19 protein-coding genes are annotated in these 17,418 nt (G+C 60.7%); 14 read left to right on the top strand and 5 right to left on the bottom strand.

Features of this window, described 5'->3' with window-relative positions; translation table 11 throughout:
• Positions 1 to 196 precede the first annotated feature (196 nt).
• The 3 genes from cysD (at position 197) to M1D87_RS21925 (ending at position 3,633) form a co-directional block, all read left to right on the top strand.
• On the top strand, positions 197 to 1,114 hold the full coding sequence (gene cysD, locus M1D87_RS21935; RefSeq protein WP_013974136.1) for a sulfate adenylyltransferase subunit CysD: 918 nt from the start codon (positions 197 to 199) through the stop codon (positions 1,112 to 1,114).
• A 16-nt stretch (positions 1,115 to 1,130) separates the two neighbouring features.
• On the top strand, positions 1,131 to 3,032 hold the full coding sequence (gene cysN, locus M1D87_RS21930) for a sulfate adenylyltransferase subunit CysN (RefSeq protein ID WP_054573306.1): 1,902 nt from the start codon (positions 1,131 to 1,133) through the stop codon (positions 3,030 to 3,032).
• A 226-nt stretch (positions 3,033 to 3,258) separates the two neighbouring features.
• Positions 3,259 to 3,633, top strand: a complete 375-nt coding sequence (locus tag M1D87_RS21925) for a tail fiber domain-containing protein (RefSeq protein WP_061303686.1) — start codon at positions 3,259 to 3,261, stop codon at positions 3,631 to 3,633.
• Positions 3,634 to 3,703: 70 nt separating this feature from the next.
• On the opposite strand, the gene M1D87_RS21920 is transcribed toward M1D87_RS21925, so the two are convergent.
• Positions 3,704 to 4,183, bottom strand: a complete 480-nt coding sequence (locus M1D87_RS21920) for an Lrp/AsnC family transcriptional regulator (RefSeq protein WP_013974134.1) — start codon at positions 4,181 to 4,183, stop codon at positions 3,704 to 3,706.
• 127 nt (positions 4,184 to 4,310) lie between these two features.
• On the opposite strand from M1D87_RS21920, the gene M1D87_RS21915 reads away from it, so the two are divergent.
• Positions 4,311 to 5,507, top strand: a complete 1,197-nt coding sequence (locus M1D87_RS21915; RefSeq protein WP_123084244.1) for a methionine gamma-lyase — start codon at positions 4,311 to 4,313, stop codon at positions 5,505 to 5,507.
• Positions 5,508 to 5,669: 162 nt separating this feature from the next.
• On the opposite strand, the gene M1D87_RS21910 is transcribed toward M1D87_RS21915, so the two are convergent.
• Positions 5,670 to 6,104, bottom strand: a complete 435-nt coding sequence (locus tag M1D87_RS21910) for a Z-ring associated ZapG family protein (RefSeq protein ID WP_003257164.1) — start codon at positions 6,102 to 6,104, stop codon at positions 5,670 to 5,672.
• A gap of 135 nt (positions 6,105 to 6,239) precedes the next feature.
• Between M1D87_RS21910 and M1D87_RS21905 the strand changes: the two genes are divergently transcribed.
• The 3 genes from M1D87_RS21905 to zapE all read left to right on the top strand — a co-directional run bounded on the left by M1D87_RS21905 (position 6,240) and on the right by zapE (position 9,509).
• Complete coding sequence (locus M1D87_RS21905; RefSeq protein ID WP_123084245.1) at positions 6,240 to 6,875, top strand: alpha/beta hydrolase; 636 nt, start codon at positions 6,240 to 6,242, stop codon at positions 6,873 to 6,875.
• A 25-nt stretch (positions 6,876 to 6,900) separates the two neighbouring features.
• Positions 6,901 to 8,250, top strand: a complete 1,350-nt coding sequence (locus tag M1D87_RS21900; RefSeq protein ID WP_003257163.1) for a tryptophan--tRNA ligase — start codon at positions 6,901 to 6,903, stop codon at positions 8,248 to 8,250.
• Positions 8,251 to 8,414: 164 nt separating this feature from the next.
• A complete protein-coding gene (gene zapE / locus M1D87_RS21895) occupies positions 8,415 to 9,509 on the top strand; it encodes a cell division protein ZapE (protein ID WP_013974130.1) in 1,095 nt (364 codons plus the stop codon).
• 117 nt (positions 9,510 to 9,626) lie between these two features.
• Here zapE and M1D87_RS21890 read toward each other — a convergent pair whose 3' ends face one another.
• Together M1D87_RS21890 and M1D87_RS21885 are read right to left on the bottom strand one after the other, a co-directional pair.
• Entirely contained in the window at positions 9,627 to 10,547 is a 921-nt protein-coding gene (locus tag M1D87_RS21890) for a GlxA family transcriptional regulator (RefSeq protein WP_169774643.1), read from the bottom strand.
• Between the two features lie 309 nt (positions 10,548 to 10,856).
• Positions 10,857 to 11,897, bottom strand: a complete 1,041-nt coding sequence (locus M1D87_RS21885) for an NADP(H)-dependent aldo-keto reductase (RefSeq protein WP_123084246.1) — start codon at positions 11,895 to 11,897, stop codon at positions 10,857 to 10,859.
• 257 nt (positions 11,898 to 12,154) lie between these two features.
• On the opposite strand from M1D87_RS21885, the gene rplM reads away from it, so the two are divergent.
• From rplM to M1D87_RS21850, 7 genes are all read left to right on the top strand, one after another.
• Positions 12,155 to 12,583, top strand: coding sequence for a 50S ribosomal protein L13 (rplM, locus tag M1D87_RS21880; protein WP_003260798.1), 429 nt, complete (start codon positions 12,155 to 12,157; stop codon positions 12,581 to 12,583).
• A gap of 14 nt (positions 12,584 to 12,597) precedes the next feature.
• A complete protein-coding gene (rpsI, locus tag M1D87_RS21875) occupies positions 12,598 to 12,990 on the top strand; it encodes a 30S ribosomal protein S9 (protein WP_003260797.1) in 393 nt (130 codons plus the stop codon).
• 263 nt (positions 12,991 to 13,253) lie between these two features.
• Entirely contained in the window at positions 13,254 to 13,847 is a 594-nt protein-coding gene (petA, locus tag M1D87_RS21870; RefSeq protein WP_015271723.1) for a ubiquinol-cytochrome c reductase iron-sulfur subunit, read from the top strand.
• A complete protein-coding gene (locus M1D87_RS21865; RefSeq protein ID WP_003260795.1) occupies positions 13,847 to 15,058 on the top strand; it encodes a cytochrome b in 1,212 nt (403 codons plus the stop codon). The genes petA and M1D87_RS21865 overlap by 1 nt, the downstream gene beginning before the upstream one ends.
• Positions 15,058 to 15,837, top strand: a complete 780-nt coding sequence (locus M1D87_RS21860; RefSeq protein ID WP_013974125.1) for a cytochrome c1 — start codon at positions 15,058 to 15,060, stop codon at positions 15,835 to 15,837. Before M1D87_RS21865 ends, M1D87_RS21860 begins: the two co-directional genes overlap by 1 nt.
• A 117-nt stretch (positions 15,838 to 15,954) precedes the next feature.
• The gene (locus M1D87_RS21855) at positions 15,955 to 16,578 is read left to right on the top strand and encodes a glutathione S-transferase N-terminal domain-containing protein (protein WP_015271722.1); all 624 of its coding nucleotides are present in this window, start codon (positions 15,955 to 15,957) and stop codon (positions 16,576 to 16,578) included.
• A 10-nt stretch (positions 16,579 to 16,588) separates the two neighbouring features.
• A complete protein-coding gene (locus M1D87_RS21850) occupies positions 16,589 to 17,020 on the top strand; it encodes a ClpXP protease specificity-enhancing factor (RefSeq protein WP_039613003.1) in 432 nt (143 codons plus the stop codon).
• 51 nt (positions 17,021 to 17,071) lie between these two features.
• On the opposite strand, the gene M1D87_RS21845 is transcribed toward M1D87_RS21850, so the two are convergent.
• Complete coding sequence (locus tag M1D87_RS21845) at positions 17,072 to 17,290, bottom strand: YgdI/YgdR family lipoprotein (protein WP_003260792.1); 219 nt, start codon at positions 17,288 to 17,290, stop codon at positions 17,072 to 17,074.
• Positions 17,291 to 17,418 lie beyond the last annotated feature (128 nt).

Below are 17,418 nucleotides of genomic sequence, written 5' to 3'. Positions count from 1 at the left end.
CGCAGCACAAGGCTGCTTCTACAGACCCTGTGCCTGTCCAGAGACCAATACCGGGCCTGCCAGCCCAAACCCCCAGTCATATCGTTAGACTTTTTCGATCTAGCCAGCCTCCTAAATAGAAGCAGCCGCTGTGATAAAGTGGCTCGCTCGAACACGGCCCGCAGGCCGTCCATAAGATCGTTTTTCGTGAGTAGCCATGGTCGACAAACTGACGCACTTGAAACAGCTGGAGGCGGAGAGCATCCACATCATCCGCGAGGTGGCCGCCGAGTTCGACAACCCGGTGATGCTGTACTCGATCGGCAAGGATTCCGCCGTGATGCTGCACCTGGCGCGCAAGGCCTTTTTCCCAGGCAAGTTGCCGTTCCCGGTGATGCACGTCGACACGCAGTGGAAATTCCAGGAGATGTACAGCTTCCGCGACAAGATGGTCGAGGAAATGGGCCTGGAGCTGATCACCCACGTCAACCCCGAGGGTGTGGCGCAGGGTATCAACCCGTTCACCCATGGCAGCTCCAAGCACACCGACATCATGAAGACCCAGGGCCTGAAGCAGGCGCTGGACAAGCATGGTTTCGATGCCGCCTTCGGTGGTGCGCGCCGCGACGAAGAGAAGTCGCGGGCCAAGGAGCGCGTTTACTCGTTCCGTGACAGCAAGCACCGCTGGGACCCGAAGAACCAGCGCCCGGAACTGTGGAACGTGTACAACGGCAAGGTCAACAAGGGCGAGTCGATCCGCGTCTTCCCGCTGTCGAACTGGACCGAGCTGGACATCTGGCAGTACATCTACCTCGAAGGCATCCCGATCGTGCCGCTGTACTTCGCCGCCGAGCGCGAAGTCATCGAGAAGAACGGCACCCTGATCATGATCGACGACGAGCGCATCCTCGAACATCTCACCGATGAAGAGAAAGCGCGCATCGTCAAGAAAAAGGTGCGTTTCCGTACCCTTGGCTGCTACCCGCTCACGGGCGCTGTCGAGTCGGAAGCCGAGACGCTCACCGACATCATTCAGGAAATGCTCCTGACGCGCACTTCCGAGCGCCAGGGCCGAGTCATCGACCACGATGGCGCCGGTTCCATGGAAGACAAGAAACGTCAGGGCTACTTCTAATTTTCAGGGTTACTCCATGTCGCACCAATCCGATTTGATCAGCGAAGACATCCTCGCTTATCTGGCTCAGCACGAGCGCAAAGAACTGCTGCGTTTTCTCACCTGCGGCAACGTGGATGACGGCAAGAGCACCCTGATCGGGCGCTTGCTGCATGACTCGAAGATGATCTACGAGGACCACCTCGAGGCCATCACTCGCGATTCGAAAAAGGTCGGCACCACCGGCGAGGAAGTCGACCTGGCGTTGCTGGTCGACGGTCTGCAGGCCGAGCGCGAGCAGGGCATCACCATCGATGTCGCCTACCGCTATTTCTCCACCGCCAAGCGCAAGTTCATCATTGCCGACACCCCGGGCCACGAGCAGTACACCCGCAACATGGCCACCGGCGCGTCCACCTGCGACCTGGCGATCATTCTGGTCGATGCCCGCTACGGCGTGCAGACCCAGACCCGCCGCCACAGCTACATTGCCTCGCTGCTGGGCATCAAGCACATCGTCGTCGCGGTCAACAAGATGGACCTCAAAGGCTTCGACCAGGGCGTGTTCGAGTCGATCAAGGCCGACTACCTGAAGTTCGCTGAAGCCATCAACCTGGTACCGAGCAGCCTGCACTTCGTGCCGATGTCGGCGCTCAAGGGCGACAACGTGGTCAACCACAGCGAGCGTTCGCCGTGGTACGCCGGCCCGACGTTGATGGAAATCCTCGAAACCGTCGAAGTGTCGGCCGACCGCAACTTCACCGACCTGCGCTTCCCGGTGCAGTACGTCAACCGCCCGAACCTGAACTTCCGCGGTTTCGCGGGCACCATCGCCAGCGGCGTGGTGCACAAGGGCGATGAAATCGTCGTGCTGCCGTCGGGCAAGAGCAGCCGCGTCAAGTCCATCGTCACCTACGAAGGCGAGCTGGAAAACGCAGGCCCCGGCCAGGCCGTGACCCTGACCATGGAAGACGAGATCGACATCTCCCGTGGCGACCTGCTGGTGCATGCCGACAACGTTCCGCCGGTCACCGACCAGTTCGACGCCATGCTGGTGTGGATGGCCGAGGAGCCGATGCTCCCGGGCAAGAAATACGACATCAAGCGCGCCACCAGCTACGTGCCGGGCTCGATTGCCAGCATCACCCACAAGGTCGATGTGAACACCCTGGAGCAGGGCGCTGCCAGCGCGCTGCAACTGAACGAGATCGGCCGCGTCAAGGTGTCCCTGGACGCCTCGATTGCCCTGGACGGTTACGAAAGCAACCGCACCACCGGTGCGTTCATCGTCATCGACCGGCTGACCAACGGCACGGTCGGCGCCGGCATGATCATCGCCCCGCCAGTCCTGCCGCACGGCAGCACCGGCCATCATGGCAAGCTGTGCCATGTGGCCACCGAAGAGCGCGCCCTGCGCTTCGGCCAGCAGCCTGCCACCGTGCTGTTCAGTGGCCTGTCCGGCGCTGGCAAGAGCACCCTGGCCTACGCCGTGGAGCGCAAGCTGTTCGACATGGGCCGTGCAGTGTACGTGCTCGACGGCCAGAACCTGCGTCATGACCTGAACAAGGGCTTGCCGCAGGACCGTGCCGGCCGCACCGAGAACTGGCGCCGCGCCGCCCATGTGGCGCGCCAGTTCAACGAAGCCGGTCTGCTGACTCTGGCCGCGTTCGTGGCCCCGGATGCAGAAGGCCGCGAACAGGCCAAGGCATTGATCGGCAAGGAGCGCCTGGTGACCGTTTACGTCCAGGCCTCGCCGCTGGCCTGCCGTGAGCGTGACCCGCAAGGCTTGTACGCTGCTGGTGGCGACAACATCCCGGGCGAAAGCTTCCCGTACGATGTGCCGCTGGATGCCGACCTTGTGATCGATACCCAGGCCACGAGCGTGGATGAGGGCGTGAAGCAGGTGCTGGACGTGCTGCGTCAGCGTGGCGCGATCTAAGCGCTAGCCTGCAAGGAAAACCCCGCCTCGGCGGGGTTTTTTATTGAGCATCTTGCCATGCGTGCAGACCCTGATAGATGGCGTACCTTGTACGGTTTGACCGCTCTCTGCGCTTCATCCTACAAGCTGCGCCGCCTTTTCCTGCTGTGCCGGGCGAAAAAACCGACTTTTGGGTAGGAGGCCCTCCGTTCACTCTGGGTGCTCTAACAACTAAGGAGGCCTAGCGGTGAAATTTCCTCAATATTTTGCGGCATGTACGCTGGTATTGGCTGCTGGATTATCGGGTACGGCACACGCCGATCTTGGGGCCAAATGTTGCCCATTCAGCGATGTTCGGTTGAAGACCGATATCACCGAACTGTTGGGCTCCACCGATACCCTGCTGAAGATTCATGGGGTGCGGATGAAGTGGAAAGAGTCCGGCAGGGATGACCTTGCTGTGCTCGCCCAGGAGGTGCAGAAGGTGTACCCGGAGTTGGTGCATGAAAAAGACGGGGTGCTGACCGTTGATTACGAAAAGCTGGTGGTGCCTTTGATAGAGTCTGTTCGTGAATTGGATCGCCGCATCACGGCTTTGGAAAATCCTGCTGTCTCGCGCTAGTGGAGGAAAAACGACTGTGCGGCTAGCGCCAGGGCTTGCCCCAGCTCGTTGAAGCCCTGCCATGGCGGGGCTAAATATGCTTTTCGGACACGGGTATCACCCGCCGTTCCTTCACTGCCTTGTAGGAAAAACTCGAGTAAATCTCCTTCACCCCCGGCAACCGTTGCAGCACTTCCCGGGTGAACTCGCCAAACGACTCCAGATCCCGCGCCAGGATCTCCAGCAAGAAGTCGTAGCGCCCGGAGATGTTGTGGCAGGCGACAATCTCGGGAATTTCCATCAGCCGCTGTTCGAATGCCAGTGCCATGTCCTTGGTGTGCGAGTCCATCATGATGCTGACGAACGCGGTGACGCCAAACCCCAGTGACTTGGGCGAGAGGATGGCCTGGTAGCCGGTGATGTAGCCGTTGTCCTCCAGCAACTTGACCCGCCGCCAGCATGGCGAGGTGGTCAACGCTACCTGGTCGGCAAGTTCGGCAACGGTGAGGCGGGCGTTGTCCTGCAGGGCAGCGAGCAGGGCGCGGTCGGTGCGGTCGAGGCGTGAAGGCATATTTTACCCTCCTGGTCCGGTAATTATTATTTTTGTTCCAACAAGCACGCGTATGCGTGGGCCATTTTGGAAAAAATCGGGCAGCTCGGTGGCATAAGCTTATAGCAAACCACAAGAGGCTGTTGCCATGCGCGACTCCCATAACAACACCGGTTTTTCCACGCGGGCCATTCACCATGGCTACGATCCGCTTTCCCACGGTGGCGCCCTGGTGCCGCCGGTGTACCAGACCGCTACTTATGCCTTCCCCACAGTCGAATACGGTGCTGCTTGCTTCGCCGGGGAGGAGCCGGGGCATTTCTACAGCCGCATTTCCAACCCTACCTTGGCCCTGCTGGAACAGCGCATGGCCTCGCTGGAGGGTGGCGAGGCAGGGCTGGCATTGGCGTCGGGCATGGGGGCCATCACCTCGACGATCTGGACCCTGTTGCGCCCTGGTGATGAGCTGATCGTCGGGCGAACTTTGTACGGCTGCACTTTTGCTTTCCTGCACCATGGCATTGGCGAATTCGGGGTGAAGATCCGCCATGTCGACCTGAACGACGCCAAGGCCCTGAAAGCGGCGATCAACAGTAAAACACGAATGATCTACTTCGAAACGCCGGCCAACCCCAACATGCAGCTGGTGGATATCGCCGCGGTGGCCGAGGCGGTGCGCGGGCATGATGTGCACGTGGTGGTCGACAACACCTACTGCACGCCCTACCTGCAGCGGCCGCTGGAGCTGGGGGCGGACCTGGTGGTGCATTCGGCGACCAAGTACCTTAGTGGCCACGGTGATATCACTGCCGGGCTGGTGGTGGGGCGCAAGGCGCTGGTTGACCGCATTCGCCTGGAAGGGCTGAAGGACATGACCGGGGCGGTGCTGTCACCCCACGATGCGGCGCTGCTGATGCGCGGTATCAAGACCTTGGCCCTGCGCATGGACCGCCATTGCGCAAATGCCCAGCAGGTGGCCGAAGTTTTGGCGCGGCAGCCGCAGGTGGAGCTGATTCACTACCCGGGTTTGCCGTCGTTTGCACAGTACGAGCTGGCGCAGCGGCAGATGCGTTTGCCGGGCGGGATGATCGCCTTCGAGTTAAAGGGGGGTATCGAGGCCGGGCGCAGGTTCATGAATGCCTTGCAACTGTTTGCGCGGGCGGTGAGCCTGGGCGATGCCGAGTCGCTGGCGCAGCATCCGGCGAGCATGACGCACTCAAGCTATACCGCGAAGGAGCGGGCCCATCACGGGATATCGGAGGGGCTGGTGCGCCTGTCGGTGGGGCTGGAAGATGTGGAGGACCTGCTGGCGGATGTCGAGCAGGCATTGCAGGCCTGCAGCTAGGTTGCCTGGGCCGACCTCTTCGCGGGTAAACCCGCTCCTACAGGTAAGGCGCAGTATTTGAAACCTGCGCCGCCCCTGTGGGAGCGGGTTCACCCGCGAAGAGGCCAGTGAATCCAGCCCATGAAAAAGGCCTCTTGCGAGGCCTTTGTCATTTTCTGCAGATCAGCGCTTGAGCCCGTAGCTCTCGTCGAGCATGCCCGGCGAGTTCGGTGCTTTCGGCGCGTAGTCGCGTGGCACTTCGGCATCCTTCGGCGGGGTCAAACGGTCGCGTGGGCCTTGCGCTGCCTCGGAGTGCAGGGCTGCCAGCAAGCGTTGGCGAGTGACGTCGTCCAGAGCCAGGCTGTTGGCGCCTTCGGCCAGGTGGTCCTGCACGTCCTGATAGCTTTGGGTCAGTTTCTTGACCAGCACGGCAGTGCTGTTGAAATGAGTAACCACTTCGTTCTGATAGCTGTCGAAGCGCTTCTGGATATCATCCAGTTGACGCTGGGTGCTGCTCGGCGCGGCATTGGGCAGCAGGCGAGCGACGACGAACCCAACCACCACACCGATGACCAGGGCCAGGGTCGGCAACAACCAAACAAGGAGCGAGAGTTCCACGAGTCCTTCCTCTATAAACGGCTTTGCTTTACGTTAACGGCTCAGACCTGCGCTGTATACCGCGAGCGATCGCAAATCAGAACAGAATTCCTCATCTAGACGAATCGACCCCTTCCGAGGTCACGGAGTAGTGCCTTGCTTGTCCGCGAAACCCCCTTGTTCATCGATGGCCCCAGCGGCCAGCTGGAAGCCTTGTACCTGGACGTGGCCAATGCACGTGGCGTGGTGCTGATCTGCCACCCCAACCCGGTCCAGGGCGGCACCATGCTCAACAAGGTGGTCTCGACCTTGCAACGCACCGCCCGTGACGCCGGCTACGTGACCTTGCGGTTCAACTACCGTGGCGTCGGGCAGAGCGCAGGCACCCATGACATGGGCGCTGGCGAGGTGGCCGATGCCGAAGCCGCTGCGGCCTGGCTGCGCGAAAAGCATCTGGGCCTGCCGCTGGTGCTGATGGGCTTCTCGTTCGGTGGTTTTGTCGCCACCAGCCTGGCCGGCCGCCTGGAGGCCACTGGAGTAGAGCTGCAGCAGCTGTTCATGATCGCCCCTGCGGTCATGCGCCTGACGGCGGATTTCCCGCTGCCGCAGCGCTGCCCGATCACCGTGGTGCAGCCTGACGCCGACGAAGTCGTCGCGCCGCAGCTGGTTTACGAATGGTCCGACAGCCTGTCGCGCCCCCATGAGCTGCTGAAAGTGGCAGAATGCGGACACTTCTTCCATGGCAAGCTGACCGATCTGAAGGATCTGCTGCTGCCGCGCCTTTCGAACTGAGCCAAGCCTGAATAAGCGAACACCCATGACCACGCGCATTCTCACCGGTATCACCACCACCGGCACTCCGCACCTGGGCAACTACGCCGGCGCCATCCGCCCGGCGATCCGTGCCAGCCAGCAGCCCGGTGTCGACTCGTTCTACTTCCTGGCCGACTACCACGCCCTGATCAAGTGCGACGACCCGCTGCGTATCCAGCGTTCGCGTCTGGAAATTGCCGCCACCTGGCTGGCCGGCGGTCTCGATCCGGACAAGGTGACCTTCTACCGCCAGTCCGATATCCCGGAAATCCCCGAGCTGACCTGGCTGCTGACCTGCGTCAGCGCCAAGGGCCTGCTCAACCGTGCACACGCCTACAAGGCCTCGGTGGACAAGAACCTGGAAAATGGCGAGGACCCGGATGCCGGCGTGACCATGGGCCTGTACAGCTACCCGGTGCTGATGGCTGCGGACATCCTGATGTTCAACGCCAACAAGGTGCCGGTCGGTCGTGACCAGATCCAGCACGTGGAAATGGCCCGCGACATCGGTCAGCGCTTCAACCACCTGTTCGGCCAGGGCAAGGACTTCTTCGCCCTGCCGGAAGCGGTGATCGAGGAGAGCGTGGCGACCCTGCCGGGCCTGGACGGGCGCAAGATGTCCAAGAGCTACGACAACACCATCCCGCTATTCACCAGCGCCAAGGAGATGAAAGACGCCATCTCGCGCATCGTCACCGACTCGCGTGCGCCTGGCGAGGCGAAAGACCCGGACAACGCTCACCTGTTCACCCTGTTCCAGGCCTTCTCGACGCCGGCGCAGTGTGCCGAGTTCCGTGAAGAGCTGCTGCAGGGCCTGGGCTGGGGCGAGGCCAAGCAGCGGCTGTTCCAGCTGCTGGACGGCCAGCTGGCCGAGAAGCGCGAGTACTACCACCAGCTGATCGCCCGTCCGGCGGACCTGGAAGACATCCTGCTGGCCGGCGCTGCCAAGGCTCGCAAGATCGCCACGCCATTCCTCGAGCAGCTGCGCGAGGCCGTTGGCCTGCGTTCGTTCCGTAGCAGCGTGCAGGCCAGCACCGAAGTGAAGAAGAAGGCCGCCAAGAGTGCGCGTTTCGTCAGCTTCCGCGATGAAGACGGCAGCTTCCGCTTCCGCCTGCTTGCCGCTGATGGCGAGCAACTGCTGCTGTCGCGCAGCTTCGCCGACGGCAAGAGCGCCGGCGCCGTGAGCAAGCAGCTGCAGCAAGGTGGCGAGGCGGATGTACGCGTCGAAGGCCTGGGTTTCGGTCTGTGGCTGAACGGTGAACAGGTTGCCGAGGGGCCGCAGTTCGACAGCGCCGAAGCCCGTGATTCGGCCATCGAAAGCCTGCGTGCAGCGCTTGCGCCACAACCGGACTGAGGCATTTCGCCTGTAGGAGCGGGTTTACCCGCGAACACCGGCAAAGCCGGTGCCATCCAGCACTTAGTTGGTCTGGATGAGGCATATTGACGCAAGTCTGATTGCCATTAAGCGGGCCTGTCGCTACAGTGACGGCCCGTTTTTTGTTGCCTCGCTAACGAATCATGACGCCCCTAGAACGATATCAAGCAGATCTGAAACGTCCCGACTTCTTCCATGACGCGGCGCAGGAAACTGCGGTGCGTCACCTGCAGCGCCTGTACGATGACCTGGTACACGCGCAGAACAACAAGCCGGGCGTGTTCGGCAAGCTGTTCGGCAAAAAGGAGCAGACCCCGGTCAAGGGCCTGTACTTCTGGGGTGGGGTAGGGCGCGGCAAGACTTACCTGGTCGATACCTTCTTCGAGGCACTGCCGTTCAAGCAGAAGATGCGCACGCACTTCCACCGCTTCATGAAGCGTGTGCACGAGGAAATGAAAACCCTCAAGGGCGAGAAGAACCCGCTGACCATCATTGCCAAGCGCTTCAGCGAAGAAGCCAAGGTCATCTGTTTCGACGAATTCTTCGTGTCGGACATTACCGACGCGATGATTCTCGGCACCCTGATGGAAGAGTTGTTCAAGAACGGCGTATCGCTGGTGGCTACCTCCAACATCGTGCCGGACGGCCTGTACAAGGACGGCCTGCAGCGCGCGCGTTTCCTGCCGGCCATCGCCATGATCAAGCAGTACACCGAGGTGGTGAACGTCGACAGCGGGGTCGACTACCGCCTGCGTCACCTGGAGCAGGCCGAGCTTTACCATTACCCGCTCGATGAAGCGGCTCACCAGAGCCTGCGCGCAAGCTTCAAGGCACTGACCCCCGAGTGCACCCAGGCGGTCCAGAACGACGTGCTGATGATCGAGAATCGCCCGATCAATGCCCTGCTTACCTGTGACGACGTGGCCTGGTTCGACTTCCGCGCCCTGTGCGACGGCCCCCGCAGCCAGAACGACTACATCGAACTGGGCAAGATCTTCCATGCCGTGCTGTTGAGCAACGTGGAGCAGATGGGAGTCACCACCGACGACATCGCCCGCCGCTTCATCAACATGGTGGACGAGTTCTACGACCGCAACGTCAAACTGATCATCTCGGCCGAGGTGGAGCTGAAGGACCTGTATACCGGTGGGCGCTTGGCCTTCGAGTTCCAGCGTACCCTGAGTCGCTTGCTGGAGATGCAGTCGCACGAGTTTCTGGCGCGGGCGCACAAGCCTTGAAATTACCGGGGCCGCTTTGCGGCCCTTTCGCGACACAAGGCTGCTCCTACAGGATTACGCGATTCCCTGTAGGAGCGGCCTTGTGTCGCGATGGGCTGCAGAGCAGCCCCATTGGCCTCAAGCCTCTTGCATGAACTGTTGCCGATACTGGTTCGGCGACAACTCGGTATGCTGGCGGAACAGCCGCGCAAAGAAACTGGCATCGTCATAGCCCACCTCATAACTGATGGTCTTGATGCTCTTGCGCGTGCTCGACAACAAGCCCTTGGCCGTCTCGATCCTCAACCGTTGCAGGTAGTGCAGCGGCTTGTCACCCGTAGCGCTCTGGAAACGCCGCATGAAATTGCGAATGCTCATGCCGTGGTTGCGAGCCACGTCCTCGAAGCGGAACTTGTCGGCGAAGTGCTCTTCCAGCCAGTGCTGTATCTGCAGGATGATCAGGTCCTGGTGCAGCTTCTGCCCGCCAAAGCCCATGCGTCCCGGGGTGTAGTTGCGCTGCACTTCGTAGAGGATGTCGCGGGACACGGCGCGGGCCACGTTGGCGCCGCAGAAGCGTTCGATCAGATAGATGTACAGGTCGCAGGCTGAAGTGGTCCCGCCGGCGCAATAGAGGTTGTCTGCATCGGTCAGGTGCTTGTCCTGGTTCAGCCGGATCTTCGGGAAGCGTTCGGCAAAGCTGTTGAAGAAGCGCCAGTAGGTGGTCGCTTCCTTGCCATCGAGCAGGCCGGACTCGGCCAGCCAGAATACGCCACTGGCCTCGGCGCACAGCACCGAGCCGCGGGCATGCTGTTCACGCAGCCAAGGCAGTACCTGTGGATAACGTTGCAGCAGGTTGTCGAAGTCATCCCAGAAGGCCGGGAGGATGATCACGTCGGCGTCGTCAAGGCCGCCTTCGACCGGCAACTGCACATTGCTGAAGCTGTCCACGGGCTGGCCGTCCGGGCTCACCAGGCGAATCTCGAACATGGGCTGCAGGCCCAGGCCCAGTTGCTTGCTGTAGCGCAAGCTGGCGAGGTGGAAGAAATCCTTGGCCTGCATCAAGGTCGAAGCGAACACCTTGTCAATGGCCAGGATGCTGACGCGCCGCAGCGACGCGGAGGGTTGGGTAAACATCATTGTCATTGTTCTTATAGGGTAGAGTGGTCAATCACCGGCTGGATCGTCTTATTTTTTGGCGATTGTGTCTAGCCTGTGCAGCAGAGGGGCAGAGCCAACCGGTAGGAGCAGCCTTGTGCTGCGAAGAGGCCATTGCTGCCACAGGCAACCTTCAGCCATACAGGCCTCTTCGCAGCACAAGGCTGCTCCTACAGGTGTCCCACAGGCCTCGAAGTGGGCACAGGGTCCGGCTCAAGGCGCCGGGTTCGGTTGCTCCTGGTGAATCGCCTCGATTGCCGCCAGCAGTTCATCACTCAGGCTCAGCGCGAGGCTGGCAAGGTTGCTGTCCAGCTGATCGAGGCTGGTCGCGCCAATGATATTGCTGGTCACGAACGGCTGCCGGGTAACGAACGCCAGGGCCATCTGCGCCGGGTCCAGGCCGTGCTCGCGGGCCAGCTGCACATAGCGGCTGCAGGCCGCCACGGTCTGTGGGTTGGAATAACGGGCAAAGCGGCTGAACAGGGTCAGGCGTGCGTTTTCCGGGCGTGCGCCGTTCTCGTATTTGCCGGAGAGCATGCCGAACGCCAGCGGCGAATAGGCCAGCAGGCCGCATTGCTCGCGGATGGCCACTTCCGCAAGGCCCACCTCGAAGCTGCGGTTGAGCAGGTTGTAAGGGTTCTGGATCGATACCGCTCGCGGCCAGCCGCGGCTTTCAGCCAGTTGCAGGAACTTCATGGTGCCCCACGGCGTTTCGTTGGACAGGCCGATGTGGCGGATCTTGCCCGCGCGTACCTGCTCGTCGAGCACTTCGAGGGTTTCTTCCAGCGGGGTGAAGTGGTCCTGTGGCAAATGCTGGTAGCCCAGCTTGCCAAAGAAGTTGGTGCTGCGCTCGGGCCAGTGCAGCTGGTACAGGTCGATGCGGTCGGTCTGCAGGCGCTTGAGACTCTCGTCCAGCGCCGCGACGATATGCTGGCGGTTGTGCTTGAGCTGGCCGTCGCGAATGTGGCTGATGCCGTTGCCGGGGCCGGCGACCTTGCTGGCCAGCACCCAGTCGTCGCGATCGCCATTGTCACGGAACCAGTTGCCGATGATGCGCTCGGTGGCGGCGTAGGTTTCGGGGCGGGGCGGCACCGGGTACATTTCGGCGGTGTCGATGAAGTTGACCCCGGCGGCCTTGGCCCGGGCAATCTGCTCGAAGGCCTCGGCCTGACTGTTCTGTTCGCCCCAGGTCATGGTTCCAAGGCACAGGGCGCTGACATTGAGGTCGGTACGGCCAAGCTGGCGGTATTCCATCGGATAGACACTCCTTGGCAAAGAAGCCCATCAAAGCAGGTTGAAATTTTTCGCGCAATCTGGATAATTCGGCACCTCTCCGTGTGGCGGAAGTGATGCACCGCCACGCAGGAAGAACCCCGTCGAACATTGGCGTGCCTGACCCGAGCCCCCAAAAGCGTCAGCGTTCGGCTGCGCGCTTGCCCTTGGCAAGCTGTGCACTATCCAGTAAGATTCGCCGTCTATTTTTCGCTGGGCGGCCTCTGAGGCTTTAGAGAATGAAAACTTTTACTGCTAAACCGGAAACAGTAAAGCGCGAGTGGTTCGTAGTCGACGCCGCTGGCCAGACCCTGGGTCGTCTGGCTACCGAAATCGCTAGCCGTCTGCGTGGCAAACACAAGCCAGAATACACCCCTCACGTTGACACCGGCGACTACATCGTCGTTATCAACGCCGAGCAGGTTCGTGTGACTGGTGCCAAGTCTTCCGACAAGATGTACTACTCCCACTCCGGTTTCCCGGGCGGTATCAAGGAAATCAACTTCGAGAAGTTGATCGCCAAGGCCCCTGAGCGTGTTATCGAAACTGCGGTCAAAGGCATGCTGCCGAAGAACCCGCTGGGTCGCGACATGTACCGCAAGCTGAAAGTGTACGCGGGTGCTGCTCACCCACACACTGCTCAGCAGCCTCAAGAACTGAAGATCTAACGGGATAGTTCATTATGTCGGCGACTCAAAACTACGGCACTGGCCGTCGCAAGACCGCAACCGCTCGCGTATTCCTGCGTCCGGGTACTGGTAACATTTCCATCAACAACCGTTCTCTGGACGTGTTCTTCGGTCGCGAAACCGCTCGCATGGTTGTTCGTCAGCCGCTCGAGCTGACCGAAACCGTTGAGAAGTTCGACATCTACGTCACCGTTTCCGGTGGTGGTGTCAGCGGTCAAGCCGGTGCGATCCGTCACGGTATCACCCGCGCTCTGATGGAATACGACGAAACCCTGCGTGGCGCTCTGCGTCGTGCTGGCTACGTCACCCGCGACGCTCGTGAAGTCGAGCGTAAGAAAGTGGGTCTGCGTAAAGCGCGTAAGCGTCCTCAGTACTCCAAGCGTTAATACCGCTTCGGCAGTCGAAAAAAGCCCGGTTCTTTGGAACCGGGCTTTTTTTATGTCTTGAACTAACCTGTCAGCATGTCCGTGACGACTTGCCGCATAGACGCAGATCAAGCAAAGCGAGGGTTGTAGCCCGTTCCCCGGGTAATCACCTTGTCAGTGTGTGGATTTGTTTCTTACCATGGCGGCCAATTTTTAGTGCCACAGACATTACCTAAGTACAGGCCAGGTCCAACTGGTCAAGCAAGCTGATGGGAGAGGACTGAATGAGCAATGACGGCGTCAACGCAGGCCGGCGCCGCTTCCTCGTAGCCGCGACATCCGTAGTCGGGGCGGCGGGGGCAGTGGGGGCTGCGGTACCGTTCGTGGGGTCATGGTTTCCCAGTGCCAAGGCGAAAGCCGCGGGTGCACCGGTGAAGGTCAATATCGCCAAGGTCGAGGCCGGGCAGCAGATGGTGGCCGAGTGGCGCGGCCAGCCAGTGTTCATCGTGCGGCGAACGGACGAGATCCTCGGTAACCTGAAAAAGGTCGTAGGTGATCTGGCTGACCCCGAGTCCAAGGCCTCGGTGCAGCCCACCTACGTCGATCCGCAGGTTCGTTCGATCAAGCCGGAAATCCTCATCCTTGTTGGCCTGTGCACACACCTGGGCTGCTCGCCCACCTTCCGCCCGGAAGTCGCACCCGCTGACCTTGGCCCGAAATGGGTCGGTGGCTATTTCTGCCCATGCCACGGTTCCCACTACGACCTGGCCGGCCGTGTCTACAAGTCGCAGCCGGCGCCACTCAACCTGCCCGTGCCACCGCACTCTTACGAGTCGGACGAGATCGTCGTCATCGGCGTTGACCAGGAGAACGCATGATGAGCAAGTTCATGGACTGGATTGATGCTCGCTTCCCCGCGACCAAGATGTGGGAAGACCACCTGAGCAAGTATTACGCACCCAAGAACTTCAACTTCCTGTACTTCTTCGGCTCGCTGGCGTTGCTGGTGCTGGTCAACCAGATCGTCACCGGTGTGTGGCTGACCATGAGCTTCACACCCTCGGCAGAAGAGGCGTTCGCCTCGGTCGAGTACATCATGCGGGATGTGGAATACGGCTGGATCCTGCGCTACCTGCACTCCACAGGTGCATCGGCGTTCTTCATCGTCGTCTACCTGCACATGTTCCGCGGCCTGCTCTACGGTTCCTACCAGAAGCCGCGTGAACTGGTGTGGCTGTTCGGCATGCTGATCTACCTGGCGCTGATGGCCGAAGCCTTCATGGGCTACCTGCTGCCGTGGGGCCAGATGTCGTACTGGGGTGCCCAGGTGATCATCTCGCTGTTCGGTGCCATTCCGGTGATCGGTGGCGACCTCACCCAGTGGATCCGTGGTGACTACCTGATCTCGGGTATCACTCTGAACCGCTTCTTCGCCCTGCACGTGGTTGCCTTGCCGATCGTGATTCTCGGCCTGGTGGTCCTGCACATCCTCGCCCTTCACGAAGTGGGTTCGAACAACCCCGATGGCGTCGACATCAAGAAGAAAAAGGACGAAAACGGTATCCCGCTGGACGGTATCCCGTTCCACCCGTACTACACCGTCAAGGATATTGTCGGCGTGGTGGTGTTCCTGTTCGTGTTCTGCGCCGTGGTGTTCTTCTTCCCGGAAATGGGCGGTTACTTCCTGGAGAAACCTAACTTCGAGCAGGCGAACGCCTTCAAGACCCCCGAGCACATTGCGCCTGTGTGGTACTTCACGCCGTTCTACGCGATCCTGCGTGCGGTGCCTGACAAGCTGATGGGCGTCATTGCCATGGGTGCGGCCATTGCCGTGTTGTTCGTCTTGCCCTGGCTCGACCGCAGCCCGGTCCGCTCCATGCGCTACAAGGGCTGGATCAGCAAGCTCTTCCTGCTGGTGTTCTGCGTGGCCTTCGTCATCCTCGGCATACTGGGCGTGCTGGCGCCGACACCTGGGCGTACCTTGCTGTCGCAGGTGTGCACGGTGTTGTACTTCGCCTACTTCCTGCTGATGCCGTTCTACACAAGGCTCGAGAAGACCAAACCGGTTCCGGAAAGGGTGACTGGCTGATGAAAAAGTTGATTGCAGTATTTTTGCTGGCAGTGATGCCTGCCTTTTCCTTCGCGGCCGAAACGGGCCTGGAGCTGGACAAGGTCGACATCGACCTGAGCGACAAGGCCGCCATGCAGGACGGTGCGCGTACCTTTGCCAACTATTGCATGGGTTGCCACAGTGCGAAGTTCCAGCGTTACGAGCGGGTTGCCGATGACCTGGGCATCCCCCACGAGCTGATGCTCGAGAAGCTGGTGTTCACCGGTGCCAAGATCGGTGACCACATGCAGATCGGCATGAAGCCCAGTGACGCCAAGACCTGGTTCGGCGCCGCACCGCCCGACCTGACACTGGTGGCCCGAGTGCGTGGTACCGACTGGTTGTACACCTACCTGCGCAGCTTCTATGAGGACCCGTCGCGGCCTTATGGGGTGAACAACAAGGTGTTCCCGAACGTCGGCATGCCTAACGTGCTGGTCGGCTTGCAGGGTAACCAGGTGGTTGGCTGCAAGCAGGTGCAGACCGTGACCGATGGCAAGAAGCAATTCGACCCACTGACTGGTAGCCCGCTGACCCATGAAGCCTGCGACCAGCTGACCATTACGCCGAATTCCGGTACCCTGACGACCGAGCAGTTCGACGAGAAGGTCAAGAACCTGGTGACCTTCCTGGCCTATTCGGCCAACCCGGTCAAACTGGAAAGCCAGCGCATCGGTACCTACGTGTTGCTGTACCTGGCTTTCTTCTTCGTATTCGCCTATTTGCTCAAGCGTGAATACTGGAAGGACGTGCACTGATCACGCAGTAGTTTCTGGTTGTTGAACGCGCCCGTGGTGGCCTGGCAGATCTGCCAGGTCCCCACGGGCGCGTTTTCATTTACAGTTTTACAAGCATCCCGTACGAGGAGGCGCTACATGGGCGCAACCAACAGGTTAGCCTGCTATTCCGACCCCGCTGATCACTATTCTCATCGGGTACGCCTCGTGCTGGCCGAGAAGGGCATCAGCGTGCAGGTCATCGATGTCGATCCCGGTCGACTGCCGCCCAAGCTGGTCGAGGTGAATCCTTACGGCAGCGTGCCGACCCTGGTCGACCGTGACCTGGCGCTGTATGAATCGACCGTGGTGATGGAGTATCTCGAGGAGCGTTATCCACATCCGCCGCTAATGCCGGTGTACCCGGTTGCGCGGGGGAACAGTCGCTTGCTGATGCACCGCATCCAGCGTGACTGGTGCTCCCTGGCCGATACCGTGCTCGATCCGCGCAGTAGCGAGGCTGCCCGAACCGAAGCGCGCAAGGCATTGCGTGAGAGCCTGACCGGCGTCTCGCCGTTGTTCGGCGAGTACGCCTGCTTCATGAGTGAGGAGCAAAGCCTGGTCGATTGTTGTCTACTGCCCATCCTCTGGCGTCTGCCGGTGTTGGGTATCGAGTTGCCGCGGCAAGCCAAGCCGCTGCTGGATTACATGGAGCGGCAGTTCGCCCGCGAGCCTTTCCAGGCGAGCCTGTCCTCTGTAGAACGTGAAATGCGCAAGCTTTAAGGAGCCGTTGATGAACTCCAGTCGCCCCTATCTGGTTCGAGCACTGTACGAGTGGATCGTCGACAACGATTGCACGCCCCATATGCTGGTCAATGCCGAATTCCCGAAGGTCCAGGTGCCGGACGGTTTCGCCAGTGATGGCCAGATCGTCTTGAACATCTCGCCAAGTGCCGTGCGCAGCCTGCACATGGACAACGACGCGGTCAGCTTCGAGGGCCGCTTCGGCGGCGTGGCTCACTCGCTGTACGTGCCGGTTGGCGCCATCCTGGGTATTTACGCCCGCGAGAATGGCCAGGGTATGGTCTTCGAGCTGGAGTCGTCCATGATGGATGACGATGAGCAGGAAGATGATGATGTGCAGCCGGATGACGATGGCCCGCCAGAGGGTGGTGGCCAGCCGCCACGCCCGACTGGTCGACCAAGTCTGAAAGTGGTCAAGTAATAAAAAAGGCGATCCAACCGGATCGCCTTTTTTTAATTACGCCAGCCCTGCTTACAAGTCGCTGATGGTACGTACCTGGTCCTTGTTGATGCGGGTACGCTTGCCGTCGAGTTGCTGGAACTCATAGAAGCCGGCGTCACGGTCGAACTTCGGTACGTCGACGGCCTGGATTTCACGGCCATCGTTGAGGGTGATCAGGCTTGGTGTAGAGCAGCCGGCCAGGGTGGCGAAAGTGCCGAACAGCAGGGCAGGCAGCAGAAGCTTTTTCATGCGGTGTTTCCTGGATTTCTGAAAAGACAAGGTGTTGTGCTTGCCTGTACTGGCCTCTTCGCGGGCTTGCCCGCTCCCACAGGGGTTAGCGTATCCCTGTGGGAGCGGGCAAGCCCGCGAAGAGGCCA

This window comes from Pseudomonas sp. SA233, from assembly GCF_054792385.1.
The sequence above is the reverse complement of the archived record's forward strand: the minus strand, read 5'-3'. Positions and strand labels throughout refer to the sequence as shown.